The following is a 21767-nucleotide window of genomic DNA, read 5'->3' on the forward strand; positions in this document are numbered from 1 at the left end:
TCCCTCCTAAAACAGCTCAATGTCAGTTGTTGCGTCTTGCGCTTCGATATCATGTAGATAGCGAACTTCACGTTTCTCAATGGTGTCATTATGCATTTCTCTAAGTTTTTTAACCTGAGCTTTACCAGTTTGGGGATGAAACATCACTTTTCTAGGCCAAGGTCCTCCAACGTCGTGAGAAACAAGCTCTAGCCCTTCTTCTTCAACATAGGCATGTGCAAAGCGAATGTTCCCAATGCCAATATCCGTCATCGCTCGGATAATTTTGCCACCGCCGAATAACTTCACTTTCAAGTTAGAACGAGACGCACCATTCTTGATCACTTCATTTATCAGATATTCCATCGCCCAGTTGCCGTACCGACAGTTGAGATCATCCGCATGAATATCTTTGATATCCTTTGCCCCCGGTAGCATAAAGTGATTCATGCCACCCACCCCACGTGTTTCGTCATAGACACAAGCTGCAATACACGAGCCCAGAACAGTGGAAATATATTCATCGTTTCGTGATACGTAAAACTCTCCCGGCAACACTTTGGCCACAACTGTTGAGCGACCTGAGTCCCAGAATCGCTTCACATGTTCAAACCCAGACAATACGGGTGAAAAGTGACTATTCATAATTGGCCTTTTTGATACATTGTTTTACCTAAGTTACGAAATTCTGTATGCTCTTTTCCCATTGTTTCCGAGTGTCCAATAAATAAATAGCCTCCCGGTGATAACAAATTGTAGTAACCTGCAAATAGCTGGTCTTTTGTTTCTTTATCAAAATAAATGAGTACATTGCGACAAAATATAAGGTCAAATGGACCCTTCATTGGCCAACTTTCTAAAAGATTAAGGCGTTTAAATGAGATCAATCCCTGTAAGCTAGGCTTCACTTTGTATGATTCACCATTTGGACTCTTAAGAAACCACTTTTTGATTTCCTCTGGTTCAATACCTGTTATGTTTTTCGCGTTATAAACCCCATTTTGGGCTTTGTTTAACACATTTGAGTCTAAGTCAGTCGCTAAAATTTTCACATCCCAATTCGAGGGGAAACGTCCTTGCAAAGTCATCGCTATACTATATGGCTCTTCACCAGTCGAGCACCCAGCGGACCAGATGCGAACTCTCTTGGATGCTGCATTTTTTTCTAGTAATTGTGGAATAACCACTGAAGATAAATATTCAAAGTGATGCTTTTCACGAAAAAATGAAGTTAAATTCGTCGTAATCGCATTGATAAAATGGCTAAATTCATCAATGTTATCGCTATCTACAAGATCAATGTACTGCTTGAATGAGTTCAATCCATTCGCGCGAATTCTCCTAGCAATACGAGAATAAACCATTTCCTTTTTGTGAGGCCCTAAAACGATGCCGCACGCTTTATAGACTCGCTTTGACAATCCTTCGAAATCATCATCTGTAAAGAGAAATTCTCTCATATCGCCACCCCTGTACATAAAACCACGGAGCTAGGCCAATAGCTCCGTGGAAAGTTTGTTAAAACTCCTCCCATTCTTCTGAGCTATCAGAAAACTTGTTGCCAATTGACATAGTCTTATTAGGGGCCGGTTGGCTATTGCCGCTTTTGAGTTTTGGTCTCGGTGTATAGGTAACCGCAGGCTCATCATGTGTTAGCTGTGCTGGCATTGCTTTCGCAGAACCATCCAATGAAAAGAACTGGAGTAACCTTCTCATATCATTGGCCTGCTCAGCCATAGATTCACCTGCTGCTGACGCTTGTTCTACCAAGGCTGCATTTTGTTGAGTCATTTCGTCCATTTGAGCAACAGCCTTGTTAACTTGTTCAATACCAGAGCTTTGCTCTACCGATGCTTCAGCAATGTCTGAAATCATCTCAGTCACACGTTTTACCGAGGAAACTATATCTTTGAGCGTGGCACCTGACTCGTTAACCAATAATGTGCCATCTTCTACTTTACTGACACTGTCTCGAATAAGATCTTTGATCTCTTTGGCAGCACCGGCAGAACGCTGAGCAAGGTTTCTAACCTCACCCGCTACAACCGCAAATCCGCGACCTTGCTCTCCAGCCCTTGCCGCTTCAACAGCTGCATTGAGTGCTAATAAGTTAGTTTGGAAAGCTATCTCATCAATAACACCGATAATATCAGCTATTTTTTTGCTCGATTCATTAATGGCAGACATGCTATCGACTGCCTTGCTAACAACCTCACCACCTAAAATCGCTTTATCGCACGTTTCCTCAGCTAACCCGTTCGCAACTTTTGCGTTATCCGCATTTTGCTTAACCGTACTGGTCATTTGCTCCATGCTTGAAGCTGTTTCTTCAAGCGATGATGCTTGTTCTTCCGTACGCTGACTCAAGTCGGCGTTACCTTGCGATATTTCTTCTGCACCACTGGCAACCAATCCAGCTGAAGAACTTATTTTGTTGATCACCTCGGTAAGCTTGTCTGCGGTAATATTTGCATCTCTCTTCAGCTTATCGAACGCTCCGGCATAGTCGCCTGTGATACGTCGAGTAAGGTCACCACCGGCCAATGCATCTAACATTTCGCCTGTATCGGTAACTGCACCATCAACAATCGTGATTAATTCATTTAGCCCTTTTGCCAATCGTAAGTAGAAGCCATCCTTATCACCTTCATTTAACCGAACACTTAAATCACCACCACCAGCGGAAGACACTAAATCGTTCAACTCTTTTTCGATTGCAACCTCATTAGTTCTGTCTTCCCATTCAACTACGGTGCCAATTCTTTCACCTGACTCACTCGCGATTGGGTTCGCTACGAGTCCAAAAGTCCTACCACCGACAAGAATTTCTGTTTTATAGGTTGAACTCAGTTTCTCCACCATACCCCGCTGATGGGCAGGGTTCTTATGGAAAATATCCATGTTCGAACCAATCAACTTATTCACGTCAAATTGCGGTAAGTCTTTACGAATATCACTTTCTGCATGACGCATCATGTCGAGCACCGAACTATTCATATACACAATTTCATGTTGGTGATTCGCAATCATGGTGTTTGTAGCCACATTGTCTAGCGCCTGTTTAACCCGCAAGTTTTCCTCTGCAGTTTGTTTTTCAATTTTTTCTCGCTCTAGACGTTTGGTTTTGTCATCCCACTCAACCACAGTGCCAAGGCGATTATTATCGGAATCGTAAACTGGCGTTGCTATCAAGCCGAACGTAAAGCCCGCAACCTTAATATCTGTTTTATAAGTATCACTCAGCGCTTCTAGCATTCTACGTTGATGTTGCGGATTAGCGTGAAATATATCAATGCACTTACCAATCAAGTTATCTGCATCGAATTGAGGGAGTTCGGTTTGCAGCTGAGACTCATTCTCACTCAGCATTTTCAGCACTGAATGATTTGCATAAACAATATTGCAGTCACCATCAGCTAACATCACATTTGCTTGGCACACATCCAGCGCACTTGTAATACGCGCGTTATGCGCAGCTAAAGCAGCCTGCTTTCTTTCAAACTCTAATTGCTCTGTTACGTCTTTCCATTCAACAAGCGTCGATATTCTTTCATTGTTCGAATTAAATACCGGTGTAGCAATTAAGTCGAACGTGAGACCTGCGACTTCAATTTGCGTTGTGTAAACGCGATTTAACGTAGCGAGCATGTTTCGCTGATGCGCAGGGTTCTTATGAAATTCGTCGATATTGGTGCCAACTAAACTATCAACATTAAATCGAGGTAAGTCTTCCCTAAGTTTAGTCTCGTTTGCTTTGAGCATCTTTGTCACCGACTCATTGAGATAGGTGATATTCAAATTTGTATCCGCAATCATAATGTTTGCTTGGCAGGTATGAAGCGCATTCAGCAAGCTTTCAACATGATCTTGATCCGAGTTATTTACGGTCGTCGCTTCAGACAACCTTGTGAGTTCTGGTAATGCGTCTAGATCAAGCCGAGAGACAATATCTTGATCCGACACGCGCAAGTATGGCATCACAGCCTTTATACAAACCAATTTACGCGTGTAGCCATCAAATATTTGCTTGAGATATAAAATGGCGGCTAGTACCAAAACAATGGGAAGACTTATCATCGCCCCATTTTCAGCACTCATAGTTACTCCAAGCAATTGAAAAGTGGCGATAATTGCTGAAACTAGCACCACTCCCATAATCAATAATTTATTGTTAATCTCACTTTGCATGCTTTCACCCTTCGCTTTTTCTAGCTTTGCAATGCTTGCTTGCCACTTAGATCTAATACCTTTGCCAAGTTAAGCAATACCACCATTTTCTCGCCTACATTAACCAGTCCATGAACATACTGCCCATTGTTCGAGTCTTGAAAATCAGGCACATCTTTCGCTTTTTCTTCAGAAATACTGTAGACATCCGACACTGCATCAACTACGAGCCCCATGACTTTTTGTTGCTCTGAAATTTTTACCGATACCACAATGACAACCGTGAGAGGCCCATACATCTCACTAGGAATACCAAACCTCAATCGTAGATCAACAATGGGCACTATAGTTCCCCTTAAATTAATCGCCCCCTTCACAAAGTCAGGCGCGTTAGGGATCACAGTAACATCTTCCCAACCTCTTATTTCCTGAACTGCGAGTATGTCCATACCATACTCTTCTCCAGCCATCATAAACGTTAAGTACTGGTTCTCATTTTGCTGCTTTCTCAGATTTAATTGCTGGTTTACATCGCGATGTTCGCTCATCACGCCACCTCTGAACCTTGTTGTTCCAATAACAATTCTTGTGACCCAGGTCTTTTCAAGCCACTTAACTTAATCAAACCACTAATGTCTATGATCAGCGAAACACGACCATCTCCAAGTATGGTAGCCCCCGAGATCCCATCAACTTTTTGGTAGTTTGCTTCTAAGCTTTTTATAACCACTTGCTGTTGAGCAAGCAGGTCATCAACCAATAGCCCTACTTTGTGATTATCGCTTTCCACAACAACCAACAAGGTTTTATCAAGCTCTTCAATTGCCCCCTGGTGATTGAAAATGTCATATAAGCGTAAAATAGGGATATATTCGTCTCGAAGTCTCAGTACATCTAAGTCTTTGCCAACGCGGCTGACCATATTCACATCGATTTGAAGTGATTCAACTATTGAGATCAAAGGTATGATGTAAGTGTGCTGTGCAACCTGTACAAGTTGACCATCAAGAATTGCTAATGTTAGAGGTAATCGTATGGTGAATGTAGACCCCACTCCAGGTGCGGAAGACACTTCTACAGAACCATTCAAAGCCTGAATGTTACGGCGCACCACATCCATTCCCACGCCTCGACCCGAAATATCACTTACCTCATCCGCGGTTGAAAACCCAGGCATGAAAATTAGCTCATTGATTTCATCTGGACTCAACTCGTCCTGATCTTGTATCAAGCCATTTTCTAGCGCTTTTTTCCTTATCTTTTCAGTATTTAAACCCTGACCATCATCCATAATTTCAATTACGATGTTGCCACCCTGATGGAACGCATTTAACGTCACTGAACCAACTGGGTCTTTACCTGCTGCGATACGTTGCTCTGGGATTTCAAGCCCATGATCGAGAGAATTCCTCACTAAATGAACCATGGGATCGGAGATTTTTTCCATCACGGTTTTATCCAACTCAGTTTGCTCACCTAATAGCTTAAGTTCGACTTGTTTATTGAGTTTTTGCGAAATATCGCGGACCAGGCGAGGAAACCGGCTAAATACAAAACTGATTGGGAGCATGCGGATCCGCATCACATTTTCTTGAAGGTCTCGTGTATTATGCGCTAATTGTGCTAGACCCTCTTGCAACGCGGTGATGGTTGATTCAGTGATTTCTTGTTCACCAATTTGGCTTAGCATCGCCTGCGTGATCACCAATTCTCCAACCATGTTAATCAAAGAGTCTACTTTGTCTATTCCAACCCGAATTGACGTAGAAGTTGACTGCTCTGATCCAGCCTTTGGATCCGCTTTTTTCGTACTTTCTTGGGCTGTGGCTTTTTTTGCTGGCGCTTCCGTTATCTTCGCTTCTGCCTCTTTCGGCTTGTCTACATCAGACTGGCCTTGCTCTTCAACTTCCGAACTTTCAAATATTCCGCCACAAGTACCAATGGTAATTTCGGCATCATCTTCAACCCACTCGAATATTTCCTCAATCGCCTTTTGGTCTTTATCTGTTGTTAAAAAGAAACGCCAGTTTAAAAAGCACTCATCGGGATGTAACTGATTAATATCTGGAATCGCATCATGAAAAGCTTGTGTCTCTATATCACCCAGTTCGCCCAGTTCGCTAATCATGAAAAGCGGTTCGTTACCTGTTTTAAATAAATGAGGTTTCGGTTTAAAGTCAATTTGAAATGTCGTCTTCGATTGCGCACCCACTGATTCCCCTTCAGATTCTGTTGAAGGTACTGCGTTTTTCATTCCTAGTATCTGTTCAAACTTTACGCGCAGTTCAATGGCTTCTGTTAAATCAGGTTCTTGCTCTGCTTGTAGTGCTCTGAGTAACCCTCGCAAACAATCAACCGACTTGAGTAACAAGTTTACATGCTCGGATGTTAACGTACGCTCACCATCCCTCACTTGATCAAGCAGAGTTTCTAAAACGTGTGTAAAATCCGACACAGAAGAAAAGCCAAACGTGCCACTTCCGCCCTTGATGGAATGTGCCGCTCTAAAAATAGTATTAATGGTTTCGCTGTCTACGTTTCCGGGCTCTAAGTTTAAAAGTTCAGACTCCATGGCGTCTAACCCTTCAAAACTTTCTTCAAAGAAAACCTCAAAAAACTGGCTCAGATCGATACTCATAAACCCAGCTCCTCAGTTTAGCGAATGACTTTTTTTAATACCGCTAATAACTGCTCGGGGTTAAAAGGTTTTACGATCCAGCCTGTCGCACCAGCTGCTTTTCCCTCTGTTTTCTTATCAAGACCTGATTCTGTTGTCAGCATTAATAGAGGGGTAAACTTATAGTTTGGTAGATTTCTTAACTCACGAATTAACGTTATTCCATCCATAACTGGCATGTTCACATCAGAGATAACCGCATCAAATCCCTGCTGCTTTGCAATACTTAATGCTTCACTTCCATCTCTGGCTTCTGTTACGTCAAAGCCCGCTTTTTTTAACGTAAACCCAACCATTTGTCTCATAGACGCTGAGTCGTCCACTGCCAGAATTTTCTTCATATTAACCTCTTAGTTTGTGCCTTCCAGAGCTAGATACTCTGTCAAACCAAGCTCATTCACTGCATGTGAGAGAGCTTGACTTTCGCCGTGCCAGAGAATTTTATGGCTTACTGAGTGCAGATGTTTTTGTAAAGCGCAAAACAACTGAACAGATGCTGTGTCAACCCTAGTCACCTCGGATATGTCGAGACAAACATCCTGCTCACCAATAAGCTCATGCAACAATAGCTGATGAAGCTCTTCAACTTGGCTTACAGCTAATTCAGATGGAAGCTTTAACATGTCAGGGCTCAGCTCTAGATTTGTTGACTCATAAATTTATCTTAGACGCAGATAACGAAAAAGCCACAAAACTGATGTGAATAAATACAAATTAATGAAGATGTTAGATGTAAGGATAGGAAACTGAAAATGTGCGAACTAGCGCACATATTGTTCAGCAATAACTTGAAAATCGTTGACCAATTGCATTTCATCCACCAAAGGCACTTCGTTGGCTAAAAATTTGGCCTTGAACATAGCTTCCAGTTCACCAGATGGGTTTATGAGCGCAACAGACGCACTATGGTCCACGTAATATTCATCACCCTGATTCTCGTTTAATGCATAAATGAGCCCCATATTTCTCACGAGTGGAAACAACACGCTGTGTTCATTGCTCAATGCTTTAAAAGTAGGATCGAAATAGTTAATGTAAGCCTTGCGCTTAGCAGGTGTGTCTCGACTAGGGTCAACTGAAACAAACCAAACATTAGTAGGATAGGAAGTACTTAATTGTGAATGAGCCTGAGCCATCTTAGACAGAGTCATTGGGCAAATATCGGGACAGCTGGTATAGCCCAAAAATACTAAAGTCCACTTTCCTAGCAAATCACGCTCAGTGACGACGACCTCATTTTGATCATAAAGCACAAAAGGCTCAATCATCTTAGGAGAGTTATAATGCACCGTATGTTCAGAAACCTGCTCAACTTCCCCACAAGACACCAACAACAGCAAAAACACAGCCCATATTTTGTGCATTACAACCACCACGAATCAATAAAGAACGCTAAAAATAATATCAGTAAATAGGTAATAGAAAAACGAAATAGTGCCATTGCCTGTTGCTCGTCCTCACTTCGGTAAAGCTGCACGCTTTTAGCTACAAATACCGTATTTAAGAGTGCCGCGAAAACAAGATATACCCAACCAGCCATACCGATTAGATAAGGCAATATACAAACTACGCCTAGCAATATGCTGTATGCAACAATACAGAGTTTGGTAAACATAATCCCATGAGTAACTGGCAACATTGGAATATTGGCACGTTCATAGTCTTTTTTCCGCGCTATTGCTAACGCCCAAAAGTGTGGTGGTGTCCAAGTAAATATGATCATAACAAGGAGCCAAGGTGGTGCACTGAGCATGCCTGTTTCGCTCACCCACCCTAGCAAAGGTGGCATAGCGCCCGCTAATCCACCAATCACTATATTTTGTGGTGTCGCGCGTTTTAAGAACAGTGTATACACAACGGCATAACCAACTAATGCTCCCAACGTAAGAAGCGTACAAAGTACATTACTCCATACAAGTAAGATCACAATTCCAGATACCGATAAAACTAAAGCAAATATCAATGCCTGAGTCACATTTAGCTGCTCAGTAGCAATAGGCCGATGCCGTGTTCTCGCCATTTTCCTATCAATTTCTCTATCGACAATATGATTCACTGCAGCAGCAGACGCTGACAAAAGTCCAATGCCTAGCAGACTCATACATTGTGAAAACCAATCACGCTGCATATCTGGAGCAAGTGCGATGCCTATCCACGCAGTTAAAACGAGCATCATGACTACCTTGATCTTACAAATTGCTAAGTAATTATTTAGTGTTCGCCTAGAGTTAATTGACCATTTTGTAGATAAACTTGTAGAAATCATGATAATGCTCCTTGTTTTGGCACTAACAAATAGCACAACCTAATCATGCTCAGTAACAGTAGCGCCGCCATGATGTTATGAAAAAGCGTTAGTGAAAGAGGAAACTGAAAATAAACAATCAAACTGCCCAATGTTAATTGACTGATTAGTACTGCCACCACAAGGTATGTAGATTGACGGATCTGTGAAGATTGACCCCCTTTAAGTAACTTCCACGCCAAACTTAAAATCGCAATGGCTGTTACTAACGCCCAAACTCGATGAATAAAATGTATGGACAAACGCGTCTCAAAAGGCAGCACGCCATACTCATAATTACTTTGTCCTAAGGGCAAATGAAATACACTGCTCAATGAAAACAGTTCAATATTGTTACAAATTGGCAGCCCTGTGCAATGAGGTGCCGCATAGTTAGCTGCAACCCAGCCACCCAAAGCAATTTGAATAACCAATACGACTAGGGCTACGATTGCGGCATTAAAAGATGACAATCCAATGATTTGAGGTACATCCCTATCACTCCAACTTAACCTTAACGCGAGCAAGGTCAGCAGTCCAAGTATCGAAAATCCGCCTAATAAATGTCCCATTACAATAAATGGCTGCAAATTCATTGTGACTGTCCACATACCCAGCATGCCCTGAAATAACACCAAAATAAGCAATAACAATGTATGTTTAAATGGTATTTTTTTGGCACTTTCCACTGAGGAGAATCTCTTCTTAAGTGCAATAAAAAATATAACGAGGATCATCATCCCTAAAAAGGACGCAAAATAGCGGTGGATCATTTCAATCCAAGCCTTACTCGCTTCTACTTGCACTCCAGGAAAATTCTGTTCCACAACCTGCATCTCGTGACTTTCATTGGGTACAGTTAAGAACCCGTAACAACCGGGCCAATCTGGACAACCTAAACCAGCATTACTTAAGCGTGTGTAGGCGCCCAAAGACACAACGGTTAGCGCTAAAAAGCAACTTACAATTACTAGCAACTTATAGTGTTTTTCCATTTTTACTCCTTAGCTACTACGCGCATATTGCAATAATTTCTTTAAATCTTTCAGTAACCCTTTTTGCTCGGCTCTATTCTGTTGCTCATCATTGAAATATTTGTACTGCAGCACAACAAGTCCTCTATGATCTACCAGAAACAAGTTTGCAAATGGAAAAGTCTCGTTGACTTGATAGTGACCAAACTCTTTAGGTAATTCGTTGGCATCACCGTAGTTTAAAACCGCTAAACCAACAGAGTCTTTGTGCTTACCCAAAGCGATGTATAGATTGTGTAATGCTGAAAATTGCTTATCGCATATCTCTCCACATTCATCTGGCGCACTCACTGCAATGGTCCACAAAACATGCTCTTTGCTCTCCCAGTTTGGGATGTAAACTTCCTTCGATAAAAATTGACCATGATTTGTTGTGCGTTCGGGTAACCATTGGCCTTTAACAACAATGTATGCCAACAGCAAAGGAACAGCGCAGCAAAGAGCGAACATCCAAAGCGGTCTGTTATTCATTTCAACTCCTTTTTGACATAGAAAAATAAGCTACAGCAATAGCAGCTAAAGCAATAAGCAACCACTGTAGTGCATATGCCTGATGTTTTTCCGGTGGCATGACAACATGCTGGTAATGTGGTAGAGCCACGATAGGGCTTTGACCTTGTTGATAAGCGACAAAATGCTTAATTACCTGACCCGTTTGATTTTCGAAGTAGTCAAAATCAATATACTGGAGCAGCCTCGGTTCTTCAGTATCCATATTTGGGGCAGTCGCAAGCGTAAAACCTTTCACATCGAGAGATTTCAAAATGACATTGACAGCAACCTGTCCCTTCGGCAAGGTGACAGATGGTAATGTCCTTGAATGTGGAGCTTCTACAAAGCCTAAGTTCACAAGTACCGTGGATGGATGGATGCTGTTAATGGCGAGTAATGCAACAACATCAAACCCTACACGACCATCAAGCACTTGATTATCTAAAAACCAAATATGAGGCTCGATGAAATGCCCTATTAATTGGGCAGAAGCACCATTTCTTTGTTCTGAAGATGCTTTCATCAACACAGATAGCGGCTGCGAATTCAACTTTTGCTGTTGCTCTATAAGTGCTTTTTTTTCTATAGAGCGATGCCATTGCCAACTAGCTAGCGATAAGCATGTGAAAACGACCGCTATGACAATTGCTTTTGGTATAACTAAACTAGACTTCAGTGTAACGATATCGCGCATAAAAGGACCTACTATGACAATCAAAATTCTTATTGTTGTTTTGTTATTGTTTATTATTTTTAATCTTTTTAGAGCTTTGTTTTTAATGCTCAAAAACTCTAAAGAAAGTAAGCCCATGTCATTTTATTTGGGTCGGCGTGTACTGTTCTCTGCCATTGTCATCATCATTATCATCTTAGCAGCCAAACTAGGAGTGATTCAGTTGAACCACTCCCCTGTTGCTAAAGTACATATACAAATACAAACAAGCAAAGCCACACTACATCTACAAAATGCCAGTACCATGCCGCGGCTTGAAATGCGAAGTGTTGCTTAGAGTTAAGGTGGCCACTAAAAATTCTCAACAGAACAATCAAAAGTAAAATAGTACCTAATGTCACATGCATACCATGAAATCCCGTAAGCATGAAGAAAGTGGTTCCGTAAATGCCTGACTGCAACGTTAAATCAAGATCCCTGTATGCATGAATATATTCAGCCACCTGTAGAGCTAAAAACGTACCACCTAAAAGTACTGTCAGTCCCAGAAAAGCTTTAACTTTCGTTCTTTGATCATGCTCCATAGCAACATGAGCAAAATGTATCGTGACAGATGAGGTGAGTAGAATGATGGTATTAATAAGTGGCAATCCTTCCCACCCCATCGCTTGCGTTGTTTCTCCACTTGGTGTAGTAAGCAAAGGCCAGATAGCTTCAAACGTAGGCCACAACACTTCATTGGTCATAGCATTGTTTCCATCCCCTCCTAGCCAAGGGACAGATAGCATCCTTGCGTAAAATAATGCTCCGAAAAATGCAAAGAAGAACATAACCTCTGAGAATATAAACCAACTCATTCCTTGTCTAAATGAACTATCCATCTGCTTAGAATAGAGGCCTGACTGTGACTCATGTATGACATTTTTTATCCAACCAAATAGCATATAGAACAAGATACATAAACCTGCAGCAAGTATATATTTCCCACTTGTGCTTTCATTTGATAACTGCATTACAGTTAAACCCGCACCAGCTGCAATCAAAAACATTGCTATTGCGCCTACGATAGGCCAATGGCTTTGCTCTGGTACATAATAGTGCTCATACTCTGTTTTCATAATAATCTCCTAACCCGCCTGATGCTTAGCCAGCTCCGTGATTTGTGACGTCTGATCACTCACATCAAACACGGTATACGACAGGGTAAGCTCATTGATATCTTCTGGTAATTCTGTATCTACATAGAACACCAAAGTAAACTCAACTTCTTCATTCGCCAAAAACGCTTGTCTGTCAAAACAAAAGCACGCCATTTTATGCAGATATTTAGCCGCTTTTCCCGGTGATACAGAGGGCACAGCTTGCATAACCCTCTGCTCTGTGCTCAAGTTTTTTGCAGAAAATTTAACCTTCGCCATTTCACCTGGGTGGACCGACACACTGTAAGTCTCAGATACCACTTGAAATGGTGCATTTCGTTGACTATGAGTAGTAAAACTCACGTCAACGAAACGCTGCGCTAAAACCTGATTACTTTCACCTGCAACTTCTAATGATGGCTTGCCATTAAGTCCTGTCACGTCACAGAAAACGTCGTAAAGTGGTACTAATGCGAAGGCAAAAGCAAACATACCTAACACCGCTAAAAGTAACTTTCGAATCAAACGCTGATGAGGCATTACTTAACCTCTGGTGGCGTCGAAAATGTGTGATAAGGCGCAGGTGATGGTACTTGCCATTCTAACCCCTCAGCCCCATCCCAAACTTTATCCGGTACGCTCTGCCCACCTTTCGCACATTTGTACACAACTAAAACAAACAACAACTGCGACAACCCAAAAGCAAATCCCCCAATACTAATCAGCGCATTAAAGTCAGCAAATTGAAGTGCATAGTCAGGGATCCTTCTTGGCATACCTGCGAGCCCAATGAAATGCATCGGAAAAAATAAAACGTTGACACTTATAAGTGACAACCAAAAGTGCCATTTTGCTAGTGTCTCGTTGTACATGTGTCCAGTCCATTTTGGCAACCAGTAATAAGCAGCAGCCATAATGGAGAAAACTGCTCCGGTTACAAGAACATAATGGAAATGGGCAACAACGAAATAGGTATCATGATACTGAAAATCGGCAGGTGTAATCGCCAGCATAAGGCCGGAAAAGCCGCCGAGGGTAAAGAGTACAATGAACGCGATAGCAAACATCATCGGTACTTCGAAACTGATAGAACCACGCCACATGGTTGCTACCCAATTGAATACCTTCACGCCAGTTGGCACTGAAATTAACATGGTCGCGTACATAAAAAACAACTCACCAGCTAGCGGCATCCCTGTCGTAAACATATGATGTGCCCAAACGATAAAGGACAGTAGTGCAATCGACGAGGTTGCGTATACCATTGATGCATAACCGAAAAGCTTTTTCCGAGAGAAAGTTGGGATAATAGTAGAAATGATGCCAAAAGCTGGCAGTATCATAATGTACACTTCGGGGTGCCCAAAAAACCAGAATATATGTTGAAACATCACCGGGTCTCCACCACCGGCAGCGTCAAAAAAGCTAGTGCCAAAATATTTATCCGTTAGCACCATAGTAACTGCTCCGGCAAGCACAGGCATAACAGCAATCAGCAAAAACGCAGTAATAAGCCAAGTCCAAACAAACAAAGGAAGCTTCATCCATGTCATTCCTGGCGCTCTTAGATTCACAATAGTCACGATCACGTTGATTGCGCCCATAATTGAGCTAATACCCATTATATGCACGGCAAATACAAATAACGCGGTGTTATCATTACTATAAGTAGTCGAGAGTGGTGCATAGAAAGTCCAGCCAAAAGCTGGCCCCCCACCTTCCATGAATAGCGATAACAATAGAATTGTAAAAGCAAATGGAAGTATCCAAAAGCTCCAGTTATTCATTCTTGGTAATGCCATATCTGGCGCGCCGATCATCATCGGCACCATCCAGTTAGCAAGACCTGTGAATGCTGGCATTACCGCACCAAACACCATGATTAATCCATGCACTGTCGTCATTTGGTTGAAGAAGTGCGGATCGACTAACTGTAATCCTGGTTGAAAAAGCTCCGCACGTATGACCATTGCCATCGCGCCGCCAATTAGAAACATTGTTAAAGAAAATATTAAATATAGAGACCCTATATCTTTGTGATTCGTTGTGTACAGCCAGCGTTTGAGGCCTTTGTGTGCGTGCCCATGATGTTCATGCTGTGTTTGCGCTACGGTGCTCATTGGCTAGCCTCCTTATTCGCATTGATTCGTTCTTGAACTTGGCTTGGTTGAATGACTTGGTCCAAATCATTTCCCCAGCTATTTCGCTTAAAAGTGACTACACCGGCGATTTCCTTAATAGACAACTGTTTTACAAACGCCTGCATTGCAGTACCTGGCTTGCCATGCAAAACGATGTCTATATGATCTTTAACGTCTCCTAAAACGATGGGACTTCCTTTAAGCGCAGGGAAAACGCCAGGTAAACCGGTACCAGCAGGTTGATGACATGCTGCACAATAAGCCATGTATACTTTCTCACCGAGCATCATTAGCTCATCCTTACTCAAAGTTTGATCGAGCAGTGCTACACTAGCCGCTTGTGCCTCAAGCTTTTCTTTTTTAGCGTTATCAAGCCATGTTTCAAATGCTTCGGGGGAGCGCGCATCTACGACTACAGGCATAAAACCATGATCTTTACCGCATAATTCCGCGCATTGCCCTCTATATGTGCCTTCTTCATTGACACGAGTCCAAGCCTCATTGATAAAGCCTGGATTTGCATCCTTCTTCACCGCAAAATCAGGGACCCACCAAGAATGGATAACGTCGTCTGAAGTCATTAAAAAGCGCACTTTTTTATCCGTAGGGATCACCAAAGGTTTATCTACTTCCAGTAAGTAATGCTCACCTTTGGCTTCTGAATCATCAATCTGTGCTTTAGGGGTAGAAAGTACCGAATAAAAATCAACACCATGTCCCATGTATTCGTAGTGCCACTTCCATTGTGAGCCTGTTATTTTTATGGTGAGGTCAGCTTTGCTCGTGTCTTCCATTGCGATTAGTACTTTGGTCGCTGGAATTGCCATCCCAATCAAGATAAGAAAGGGTATAGCTGTCCATAAGATCTCGACTTTGGTGCTCTCGTGAAATTGCGCGGGCTCAACCCCCTTAGACTTTCTATGATGGATCATGGCCCAAAACATCGCTGCGAACACAACCACGCCTATGACACAACATATCAAGAAAATAGTCATGTGCAGGTCATATACATTCTGACTAATATTAGTTACGCCAGGTCGCATATTGTAAGCACTATTACCTAATGCAGAGAAAGAAACAGCAAGAGGTGATGTTAGTGCTGCCGCCGGTAGGGTTTTAAACATTTGACGCCTCCTTCATTATCCATTTGCCTTGTGTGCCAAATGACGATAACCATTTTTATTATTTGGATGACTGTCTAGACTTATTGAATAACATTAATCTAACAACACGACTCTTTAACGATTAGACAATAAATAAACAATTCGCAAGTTTTGCTCGTTTTAAAAAGGAAGTTTATGGAAGTGATTGAATCTATAGAAACTAAAAGTACATAGGATAAAAAAATGGCTATATAACTAGCGTTATATAGCCACTCGAAACATATAATTATTAGGGTTTAGTCTTATTTACATCCAATTGCCATTTCTAATGACACCAACAGCTAACCCTTCAATTGTGAGCGATTGGTGTTCTAAATCTACAACGATGGGTGAGAAATCTTCATTCTCTGCATGGAGATACACTTTTTTCCCTGCCTTTTCAAGGCGTTTCACAGTCACTTCGTCTTCGACTCGCGCTACGACAACCTGACCGTTTTCTGCAACTTGTGTACTGTGAACAGCCAACAGATCGCCATCTAAAATTCCAATATCCTTCATGCTCATACCATCTACGCGTAGGAGGTAATCGGCCGCTGGCTTAAATAAATTAGCATCTATTTGACAGTGACTTTCCACATGCTGCTGAGCAAGAATAGGTTCACCTGCAGCAACACGTCCTATTAAAGGCAATCCAGGATCTTCTTTCTCTAGTTCCTCAACAAGCCTAATGCCGCGACTCGCCCCTGGCACCATTTCAATCACACCTTTCTTGGCCAGCGCCTTTAGATGCTCCTCGGCCGCATTCGCACTTTTAAAACCAAGGGCGTCAGCGATTTCAGCTCTCGTTGGTGGCATTCCAGTATCTTTTATGAATACTCTAATTAGTTCAAATACTTGTTCTTGTCGTTTTGTCAAAGGCCGCATATAACTGGTTTTCCATACAGTACATTTAACTGTGAGTATATACAGTTATATAAAAATCGCAAACTTTAATAGCTTGTAATCCCATCAGCACGTGGAGTAGATCTTTATAAATCTAGAGTAGCGGATGAAATGAAAATCCTAAGAATTTTTCGGTTTTTAAATCTTAAAATTTGTAACTAATTGAAAAATAATGATATCAGAATTTTATGATGTATTTGTTATTCAAAATTGGCACAAAATTTGTGTAATGTGCCATTTAATAGAAGTTTAGAGTGATTGAGCGGTATTTATGTACAGCGTGATCCTTAATTCGGATCTGATCATGTGTTGAATACGGATCTAATACGGATCTACTTTTAGTTGATTTTTCCTAGTTTCCGTACAGCTCTTCCGAGTAATTCAAACTTATCATCATAGCTAATTTCAAATTGTTCATAGGCACTATTCTCGTTACTCGCCTTAATGCTTTTCGGTAAAAACTGTAATCTACAAACTGAAATACGACTGTTAATCTTCATAACGTAAATACCATCACCTGCGTTCTCTGTATTAGTCGTTAAAAGTAGAGTATCACCATTTGAGATTAACGGCTCCATTGAGTCGCTTTGTACTACGTAATATGCGGAGTTCTGAGCGTCCATTTTGAGAACTGATTTAAGAAATTCATTACTAACTGCGACAGACTCATTCGAGTCAACTGCTTTCAAGCTGACATTGCTATCGTCACTCTTTTTATTTTTAACTTGCTCGCCTTGGCCATCTAAAATCCAAGTCAAGGATACGTTTCTATCTTTAGCTAGTTTGTATAGCTGAGTATACGGAACCGAATTCCTATCCATCCAACCGTTGAGCGTTTGTGGATATGTATCCAGCGCCTTAGCAACTTCAGTGTTTTTTGTAACACCTAAGAGTTCCTTTAGCCTCGGTATAATGTCGTTTTTCAGATTCAATTCAGTGCTCATAACTCGTATCCTTTTTACTCGTTATTAGATTCTAATATAAAAGATACATATAAAAAATAAATATTTCTAGTACAAAAATTAAATATATTTAGTATTTATAGTTGACATCCATATGCAAACCTAATACAAATATAAACATATTAGGTATTTCGTTGCATTAAGGATAAACAAAATGATTATTTTGGAAATTTGTCCACCTTCTAAGAAGTTGTACAACACTGTAAGAGCTGCATACGCCTTCAAAGGCGATTCACTAAACAAAGCATGTGAGAAAATTGGTGTAGCACCTCAGAACGCTAGACAGGCGCTTCATGGCGCTTGGGCTGGAGAAAAAGCAAAGCAATGTGTTGACCAAATTCTTGAAGACTGTGGATTGAATAGTCAGGGAGTTTAGTTATGCAGCAAGTGAGTTCAAAAAACTGGATTAACTCTACAGACCTAGCTCAGCTAATGAGTGTCGGCGAGCGCCGAGCAAGAACGATTCTTTCTGCTGGCGAAATATCCAAACAAGTCATTAAAACTAAAGAAATTACTGGTGTTCGAGGTCATGGTGGTAAAGGTTTGCTCGTTGATGTAAACAGCCTACCGCCTGAACTTCGCGAAAAGTACTATTTATCTCAGGTTGGCAGTGCATCTACGGAGTTATCTCCCCTGGTTGCTGATGCTGTCGAACATGGAGACGTAGCTACACATAATACCGAGTCGCGTATGCGTACTGCTTTGTGGCGATTTGAGCTTATTCGTCAGGCTCTAGACTTTGATCGTCATAGCTCTGAACGTGGCGCAGAGGTTCAACGAGTTGCGGGTAAAACCTACATAATGCCAAACGGCAAATCTAAAAAAGTTACTTTAGATATGCTTTATCGTTGGATCAGCACTTATGAAAATGGTTCGGGAAATGTGCGCGACCTAATGCCCAAAGTTCGTGAAGATACGGGTCGAAAAAAGAATTTCATACGTGATGTAGATAACTTAGTTAAACAAGGTTTTTTATCTAAACGCACACATGAGCAAATTGAACAAACGATAGAACGTTACGTAAAGTCGCTATGGGCTAATAATGCCAAAGGTTGGCGTACAATCACGGAGTACGCAACAGGCCGATTACACGACCTTTTAATAGAAGCTGGTGTAACACAAGAGCAAATTAAAAACACAAAAAGCGAATGTGCTGTCACCCGCGCTTATGTTGAACGATTTAGATGTGAATATAAATTAGTAGCGATACATGATAGCGATGCAAAACTATTTTTTGACCGCTATATCCCACGTATCACACGCCATACTGACGGCCTGCGTCCCATGGATCTAATTGTGGGTGACGTTCACCCAATCGACATTAAATGTCGCCGACCTGATGGCTCTGTTGTATACCCTCGCGCCATTGCATGGCACGACGTAGGCACTGGCCGCATGTGGTTTACACTGATCATGCTCGAAAAAGGCGAAGGTGTGCGCCGTGAACACGTTGCCATGTCATTCGCTTCTATGTCGCAGGAATGGGGCTTACCTGTCCGTTTATATCTCGATAATGGTAACGAATATAAATGGGCTGAAATGATGCAGGGCTTCCTTGAGATTGCAGAGCTTAGCAGCAAAATGAGCGTCACACTTATGGATGCTGAGCGCGAATTAGGCCGAATCCTACGCAGTCGTCCTTACAATGCGCCAGCTAAAGCCATTGAGGGGCTATTTTCGGTCATCGAACAGTATTTCGGTAGCATTACCGGTTATGTAGGCGGTAATCGTCAGGACCAGAAAAAGCAAAATGTGGGCAAAGAGCCTGTCGCATTCCCTGGCACAATGGACGACTTTCACGCCCAGTGTGACATTGCATTAGAGCGCTACCATAAACGTGCCCAAAGCGCCTTGGGCGAGCGTTCACCCAACCAAAAATATGCAGATTTTGTCAGTCGAGGATGGGGCAAAGTTGCTGTCACTCAAGAGACTTTGCTGTTTGCATTCGCTGAAACATACGAACCAAAAGCAGACCGAGGCGTAATTTCAATCAACGGGCATCATTATTATCACGACGACTTGTTGCCTTATTCAGGTCGCAAAGTTACTGCACGCTGGGCCCGTCACGACCCTTCAAAAGTGTTGGTTTATGCCGATGGCCGCAACCTGACATGCATAGCGCCATATGAGCCAGAATATGGTGTTCTTGAGAGTAAGGGCGCGAGAGAGCAAGCCCGTCGTACTCAGACATTAAAACGGATCATTACTGCACGTCGTAAGCACTGTGACCGATTAGACCTTGTTGAAGAAATGGCTGATTGGAACAAGCGCCTACCAGACGCGCCTGAAGCGCCAACGATTCAAACTGTGACCGTTGCACCTGATAGCCAATTGGGCCAAGCGCTAGAAGCAATGAAACAAGAGAATCAAACGGTTAAAAAACCTAAAAAAGTTTACGACCAGTTCCTTACGGACCCGAACAATGTGCTACTCGATGATATTGAGTGGGACGATGACGATTTACCAAACTAAGGATTAGCCATGACGATTGAAACCAATGACATAAAACGTGCTGTACAACTCGTCAATACCACAGCCAACGCAACTGAACGGGTTGGGCGAATTATCGGCGACCCTGGCACGGGCAAGTCAACCATAACTAAGTACTTAGAGCGTGAAATGGGGGCTATACGTGTTGCACCATGGAAAGACATTGGTGCAAAAGCGCTACTTGAGCTGGTAAGCCAAGGTGTCGGCATATACACAGGTTCAGCATCAAAAGACCGTTTGATGATCCGCTTAAAAGAGTTTTTAGACGGCCAGCAAGTGATCGTGGTTATAGACGAATGTAACCATCTGAATTGGAAACATTTGGAGTTGTTGCGTTATTTGCCTGACGAATGCGGTGTAACACTAATCCTTTCTGGAACACGAATATTCGAAGAGCAGTTTACCTGCGGCAAAAGCAAAATTTACCTAGAGCAGCTTATGGGCCGAATTGGTAGTAAGCAACTCAAAGTGAAACCAATGACCATGAAAGAAGTTGCCGGGTATGTACTGAAGCCCCGCCTGCAACAAGAAGTAACCAAAGAGCTTGCAAAGCGCTTTTTTGCATTTTCAAAAGGCGGAAACTGGCGAATCGCAAACGCCTTAATGGTCCAGTGTGAACGCATTTTAAATGATGGACAGTTTACAGAGTTAACTGAAGAAATTATTAGTACCGCAGCGTCAACTATGGGGGACATCTAATGAACTACTTACAACTAGTGAACAGCATTTCAGAAAAATCAGCGCTTGATGAAATACAAGTAAAAGCGGCTCTTGAGGCACTAGCTTCTACTTTCGCAGAGTGCTACGCCAAAAGCGAGCCCATTGTGTGGCCACAAATGGGCACATTTCACGCCAGACATGTACCAGAGCGTTATGGCCCAGTTGGTAGGAGCCTGAATACACATCGAGTTGCAGGATATAGCTCTTATCATTTTTCAGCAGGTGAAACCCTCAAAACAACAGTGCGGCGCATCAAAGAAGCACAAAGCGAAACCTCTGAGTAAGCCAGAGGTCTGCCGGGTGTGGTTGCCCGGTACTGATGAGCAGCCAATACAGGAGAACAGCGTGAATACAATACCTGATGGCTACATGAAGGATGCTAAGGGCAACCTCGTAGCCAAACAAAACATAAAACCCATAGATTTGATAAGACACGACCTTGTTTATCAATTAACCCATAAAGCCATTGAGCAACAACAACTTTTACGAGAGTTCAAGGTGCAGATGTTTACCGAAGTTGAGAGTTTTGTCGAGCTGTCTGCAAGTGAGTATAACGAGCAACTAGGTGGTAAAAAAGGGAACATTACGTTAGTTAATTTTGATGGTACTAAGAAAGTTGTTGTTCAAGTAGCTGAGCGTAGGCACTTTGACGAGCGATTACAGGTAGCAAAAGAGCTGATCGACAAATGCATACGCGATTGGTCTGATGGTGCAAATGATCGTGTAAGAACACTGGTAGAGCACGCTTTTCAAGTGGACAGACAAGGTAAAGTTTCACTTGGCAGGATCTTGGACTTACGCAAGTTAGAAATGAATGATGAGCGCTGGGACCAAGCAATGAAAGCTGTTGCAGACAGCATACAAATAACTGATAGCAAGGAATACATTCGATTTTACCAGCGCCCCACAAGCGCAGATAGCTGGCAACCTATTTCACTAGATATTGCAGCGATTTAACTTAAAA

Annotated in this window: 23 protein-coding genes, 1 other RNA gene and 1 pseudogene; 7 read left to right on the forward strand and 18 right to left on the reverse strand. The window is 42.2% G+C overall.

What is annotated here, in order from left to right:
* Positions 1-6: 6 nt before the first annotated feature.
* From cheD to AC5FX4_RS01175, 12 genes are all read right to left on the reverse strand, one after another.
* Complete coding sequence (gene cheD, locus AC5FX4_RS01120) at positions 7-624, reverse strand: chemoreceptor glutamine deamidase CheD (protein ID WP_493604714.1); 618 nt, start codon at positions 622-624, stop codon at positions 7-9.
* Complete coding sequence (locus AC5FX4_RS01125) at positions 621-1439, reverse strand: CheR family methyltransferase (RefSeq protein ID WP_493604715.1); 819 nt, start codon at positions 1437-1439, stop codon at positions 621-623. The genes cheD and AC5FX4_RS01125 overlap by 4 nt, the downstream gene beginning before the upstream one ends.
* A gap of 58 nt (positions 1440-1497) precedes the next feature.
* The gene (locus AC5FX4_RS01130) at positions 1498-4167 is read right to left on the reverse strand and encodes a methyl-accepting chemotaxis protein (RefSeq protein ID WP_493604716.1); all 2670 of its coding nucleotides are present in this window, start codon (positions 4165-4167) and stop codon (positions 1498-1500) included.
* A gap of 20 nt (positions 4168-4187) precedes the next feature.
* Entirely contained in the window at positions 4188-4694 is a 507-nt protein-coding gene (locus AC5FX4_RS01135) for a chemotaxis protein CheW (RefSeq protein WP_493604717.1), read from the reverse strand.
* Entirely contained in the window at positions 4694-6784 is a 2091-nt protein-coding gene (locus AC5FX4_RS01140) for a chemotaxis protein CheA (protein ID WP_493604718.1), read from the reverse strand. The genes AC5FX4_RS01135 and AC5FX4_RS01140 overlap by 1 nt, the downstream gene beginning before the upstream one ends.
* 17 nt (positions 6785-6801) lie before the next feature.
* On the reverse strand, positions 6802-7164 hold the full coding sequence (locus AC5FX4_RS01145; protein ID WP_070990989.1) for a response regulator: 363 nt from the start codon (positions 7162-7164) through the stop codon (positions 6802-6804).
* 9 nt (positions 7165-7173) lie between these two features.
* On the reverse strand, positions 7174-7458 hold the full coding sequence (locus tag AC5FX4_RS01150; RefSeq protein ID WP_493607752.1) for an STAS domain-containing protein: 285 nt from the start codon (positions 7456-7458) through the stop codon (positions 7174-7176).
* Positions 7459-7584: 126 nt separating this feature from the next.
* Positions 7585-8187 (reverse strand): SCO family protein, encoded by a 603-nt coding sequence (locus AC5FX4_RS01155; protein WP_493604719.1) that lies wholly within the window; start codon positions 8185-8187, stop codon positions 7585-7587.
* On the reverse strand, positions 8187-9089 hold the full coding sequence (cyoE, locus tag AC5FX4_RS01160; RefSeq protein ID WP_493604720.1) for a heme o synthase: 903 nt from the start codon (positions 9087-9089) through the stop codon (positions 8187-8189). The genes AC5FX4_RS01155 and cyoE overlap by 1 nt, the downstream gene beginning before the upstream one ends.
* Positions 9086-10102 (reverse strand): COX15/CtaA family protein, encoded by a 1017-nt coding sequence (locus AC5FX4_RS01165; protein WP_493604721.1) that lies wholly within the window; start codon positions 10100-10102, stop codon positions 9086-9088. Before AC5FX4_RS01165 ends, cyoE begins: the two co-directional genes overlap by 4 nt.
* Before the next feature lie 9 nt (positions 10103-10111).
* Positions 10112-10612 (reverse strand): redox-active disulfide-containing membrane protein, encoded by a 501-nt coding sequence (locus AC5FX4_RS01170; RefSeq protein WP_493604722.1) that lies wholly within the window; start codon positions 10610-10612, stop codon positions 10112-10114.
* A 1-nt stretch (position 10613) separates the two neighbouring features.
* A complete protein-coding gene (locus AC5FX4_RS01175; protein WP_493604723.1) occupies positions 10614-11444 on the reverse strand; it encodes an SURF1 family protein in 831 nt (276 codons plus the stop codon).
* On the opposite strand from AC5FX4_RS01175, the gene AC5FX4_RS01180 reads away from it, so the two are divergent.
* Positions 11341-11643: a DUF2909 domain-containing protein gene (locus AC5FX4_RS01180; RefSeq protein ID WP_493604724.1), complete on the forward strand. Its 303-nt coding sequence runs from the start codon at positions 11341-11343 to the stop codon at positions 11641-11643. The genes AC5FX4_RS01175 and AC5FX4_RS01180 overlap by 104 nt on opposite strands.
* On the opposite strand, the gene AC5FX4_RS01185 is transcribed toward AC5FX4_RS01180, so the two are convergent.
* From AC5FX4_RS01185 to AC5FX4_RS01210, 6 genes are all read right to left on the reverse strand, one after another.
* On the reverse strand, positions 11549-12424 hold the full coding sequence (locus AC5FX4_RS01185; RefSeq protein ID WP_493604725.1) for a cytochrome c oxidase subunit 3: 876 nt from the start codon (positions 12422-12424) through the stop codon (positions 11549-11551). The genes AC5FX4_RS01180 and AC5FX4_RS01185 overlap by 95 nt on opposite strands.
* Before the next feature lie 9 nt (positions 12425-12433).
* Positions 12434-12985 (reverse strand): cytochrome c oxidase assembly protein, encoded by a 552-nt coding sequence (locus tag AC5FX4_RS01190; protein ID WP_493604726.1) that lies wholly within the window; start codon positions 12983-12985, stop codon positions 12434-12436.
* Positions 12985-14565, reverse strand: coding sequence for a cytochrome c oxidase subunit I (ctaD, locus tag AC5FX4_RS01195; protein WP_493604727.1), 1581 nt, complete (start codon positions 14563-14565; stop codon positions 12985-12987). Before ctaD ends, AC5FX4_RS01190 begins: the two co-directional genes overlap by 1 nt.
* Entirely contained in the window at positions 14562-15710 is a 1149-nt protein-coding gene (coxB, locus tag AC5FX4_RS01200; RefSeq protein ID WP_493604728.1) for a cytochrome c oxidase subunit II, read from the reverse strand. Before coxB ends, ctaD begins: the two co-directional genes overlap by 4 nt.
* A 285-nt stretch (positions 15711-15995) precedes the next feature.
* Entirely contained in the window at positions 15996-16613 is a 618-nt protein-coding gene (gene lexA, locus AC5FX4_RS01205; RefSeq protein WP_493604729.1) for a transcriptional repressor LexA, read from the reverse strand.
* Positions 16614-16969: 356 nt separating this feature from the next.
* Entirely contained in the window at positions 16970-17575 is a 606-nt protein-coding gene (locus AC5FX4_RS01210; RefSeq protein ID WP_493604730.1) for a LexA family transcriptional regulator, read from the reverse strand.
* A 172-nt stretch (positions 17576-17747) separates the two neighbouring features.
* Here AC5FX4_RS01210 and AC5FX4_RS01215 point away from each other — a divergent pair, with 172 nt between their 5' ends.
* From AC5FX4_RS01215 to AC5FX4_RS01240, 6 genes and pseudogenes are all read left to right on the forward strand, one after another.
* Positions 17748-17969: a hypothetical protein gene (locus tag AC5FX4_RS01215; protein ID WP_171625037.1), complete on the forward strand. Its 222-nt coding sequence runs from the start codon at positions 17748-17750 to the stop codon at positions 17967-17969.
* A 2-nt stretch (positions 17970-17971) separates the two neighbouring features.
* Positions 17972-20065 carry a Mu transposase C-terminal domain-containing protein gene (locus AC5FX4_RS01220; protein WP_493604731.1) on the forward strand — a complete coding sequence of 698 codons (2094 nt, stop codon included), beginning with the start codon at positions 17972-17974 and terminating at the stop codon, positions 20063-20065.
* A gap of 9 nt (positions 20066-20074) precedes the next feature.
* Entirely contained in the window at positions 20075-20782 is a 708-nt protein-coding gene (locus AC5FX4_RS01225; RefSeq protein WP_493604732.1) for an AAA family ATPase, read from the forward strand.
* Positions 20782-21036, forward strand: a pseudogene (locus AC5FX4_RS01230) (HU family DNA-binding protein); the annotation flags it as partial. The gene AC5FX4_RS01225 and the pseudogene AC5FX4_RS01230, both read left to right, overlap by 1 nt.
* Positions 21037-21068: 32 nt before the next feature.
* Positions 21069-21136: hammerhead ribozyme type II (locus AC5FX4_RS01235), an RNA gene on the forward strand.
* 12 nt (positions 21137-21148) lie between these two features.
* Positions 21149-21760: a DUF3164 family protein gene (locus tag AC5FX4_RS01240; RefSeq protein WP_493604733.1), complete on the forward strand. Its 612-nt coding sequence runs from the start codon at positions 21149-21151 to the stop codon at positions 21758-21760.
* The last annotated feature ends 7 nt before the right edge of the window (positions 21761-21767 follow it).

The sequence above is a fragment of the Pseudoalteromonas sp. ATL1 genome, assembly GCF_058933015.1.

What these genes read in the sequence shown, in the direction of transcription:
- AC5FX4_RS01145 (WP_070990989.1), bottom strand. Translation starts at nt 7,164, where the DNA reads ATGAAGAAAATTCTGGCAGTGGACGACTCAGCGTCTATGAGACAAATG.
- AC5FX4_RS01210 (WP_493604730.1), bottom strand. Translation starts at nt 17,575, where the DNA reads ATGAGCACTGAATTGAATCTGAAAAACGACATTATACCGAGGCTAAAG.
- cyoE (WP_493604720.1), bottom strand. Translation starts at nt 9,089, where the DNA reads ATGATTTCTACAAGTTTATCTACAAAATGGTCAATTAACTCTAGGCGA.
- AC5FX4_RS01175 (WP_493604723.1), bottom strand. Translation starts at nt 11,444, where the DNA reads ATGGGCTTACTTTCTTTAGAGTTTTTGAGCATTAAAAACAAAGCTCTA.
- AC5FX4_RS01130 (WP_493604716.1), bottom strand. Translation starts at nt 4,167, where the DNA reads ATGCAAAGTGAGATTAACAATAAATTATTGATTATGGGAGTGGTGCTA.
- coxB (WP_493604728.1), bottom strand. Translation starts at nt 15,710, where the DNA reads ATGTTTAAAACCCTACCGGCGGCAGCACTAACATCACCTCTTGCTGTT.
- AC5FX4_RS01135 (WP_493604717.1), bottom strand. Translation starts at nt 4,694, where the DNA reads ATGAGCGAACATCGCGATGTAAACCAGCAATTAAATCTGAGAAAGCAG.
- AC5FX4_RS01180 (WP_493604724.1), top strand. Translation starts at nt 11,341, where the DNA reads ATGACAATCAAAATTCTTATTGTTGTTTTGTTATTGTTTATTATTTTT.
- AC5FX4_RS01125 (WP_493604715.1), bottom strand. Translation starts at nt 1,439, where the DNA reads ATGAGAGAATTTCTCTTTACAGATGATGATTTCGAAGGATTGTCAAAG.
- lexA (WP_493604729.1), bottom strand. Translation starts at nt 16,613, where the DNA reads ATGCGGCCTTTGACAAAACGACAAGAACAAGTATTTGAACTAATTAGA.
- cheD (WP_493604714.1), bottom strand. Translation starts at nt 624, where the DNA reads ATGAATAGTCACTTTTCACCCGTATTGTCTGGGTTTGAACATGTGAAG.
- AC5FX4_RS01155 (WP_493604719.1), bottom strand. Translation starts at nt 8,187, where the DNA reads ATGCACAAAATATGGGCTGTGTTTTTGCTGTTGTTGGTGTCTTGTGGG.
- AC5FX4_RS01190 (WP_493604726.1), bottom strand. Translation starts at nt 12,985, where the DNA reads ATGCCTCATCAGCGTTTGATTCGAAAGTTACTTTTAGCGGTGTTAGGT.
- AC5FX4_RS01225 (WP_493604732.1), top strand. Translation starts at nt 20,075, where the DNA reads ATGACGATTGAAACCAATGACATAAAACGTGCTGTACAACTCGTCAAT.
- AC5FX4_RS01220 (WP_493604731.1), top strand. Translation starts at nt 17,972, where the DNA reads ATGCAGCAAGTGAGTTCAAAAAACTGGATTAACTCTACAGACCTAGCT.
- AC5FX4_RS01140 (WP_493604718.1), bottom strand. Translation starts at nt 6,784, where the DNA reads ATGAGTATCGATCTGAGCCAGTTTTTTGAGGTTTTCTTTGAAGAAAGT.
- AC5FX4_RS01185 (WP_493604725.1), bottom strand. Translation starts at nt 12,424, where the DNA reads ATGAAAACAGAGTATGAGCACTATTATGTACCAGAGCAAAGCCATTGG.
- AC5FX4_RS01215 (WP_171625037.1), top strand. Translation starts at nt 17,748, where the DNA reads ATGATTATTTTGGAAATTTGTCCACCTTCTAAGAAGTTGTACAACACT.
- ctaD (WP_493604727.1), bottom strand. Translation starts at nt 14,565, where the DNA reads ATGAGCACCGTAGCGCAAACACAGCATGAACATCATGGGCACGCACAC.
- AC5FX4_RS01165 (WP_493604721.1), bottom strand. Translation starts at nt 10,102, where the DNA reads ATGGAAAAACACTATAAGTTGCTAGTAATTGTAAGTTGCTTTTTAGCG.
- AC5FX4_RS01170 (WP_493604722.1), bottom strand. Translation starts at nt 10,612, where the DNA reads ATGAATAACAGACCGCTTTGGATGTTCGCTCTTTGCTGCGCTGTTCCT.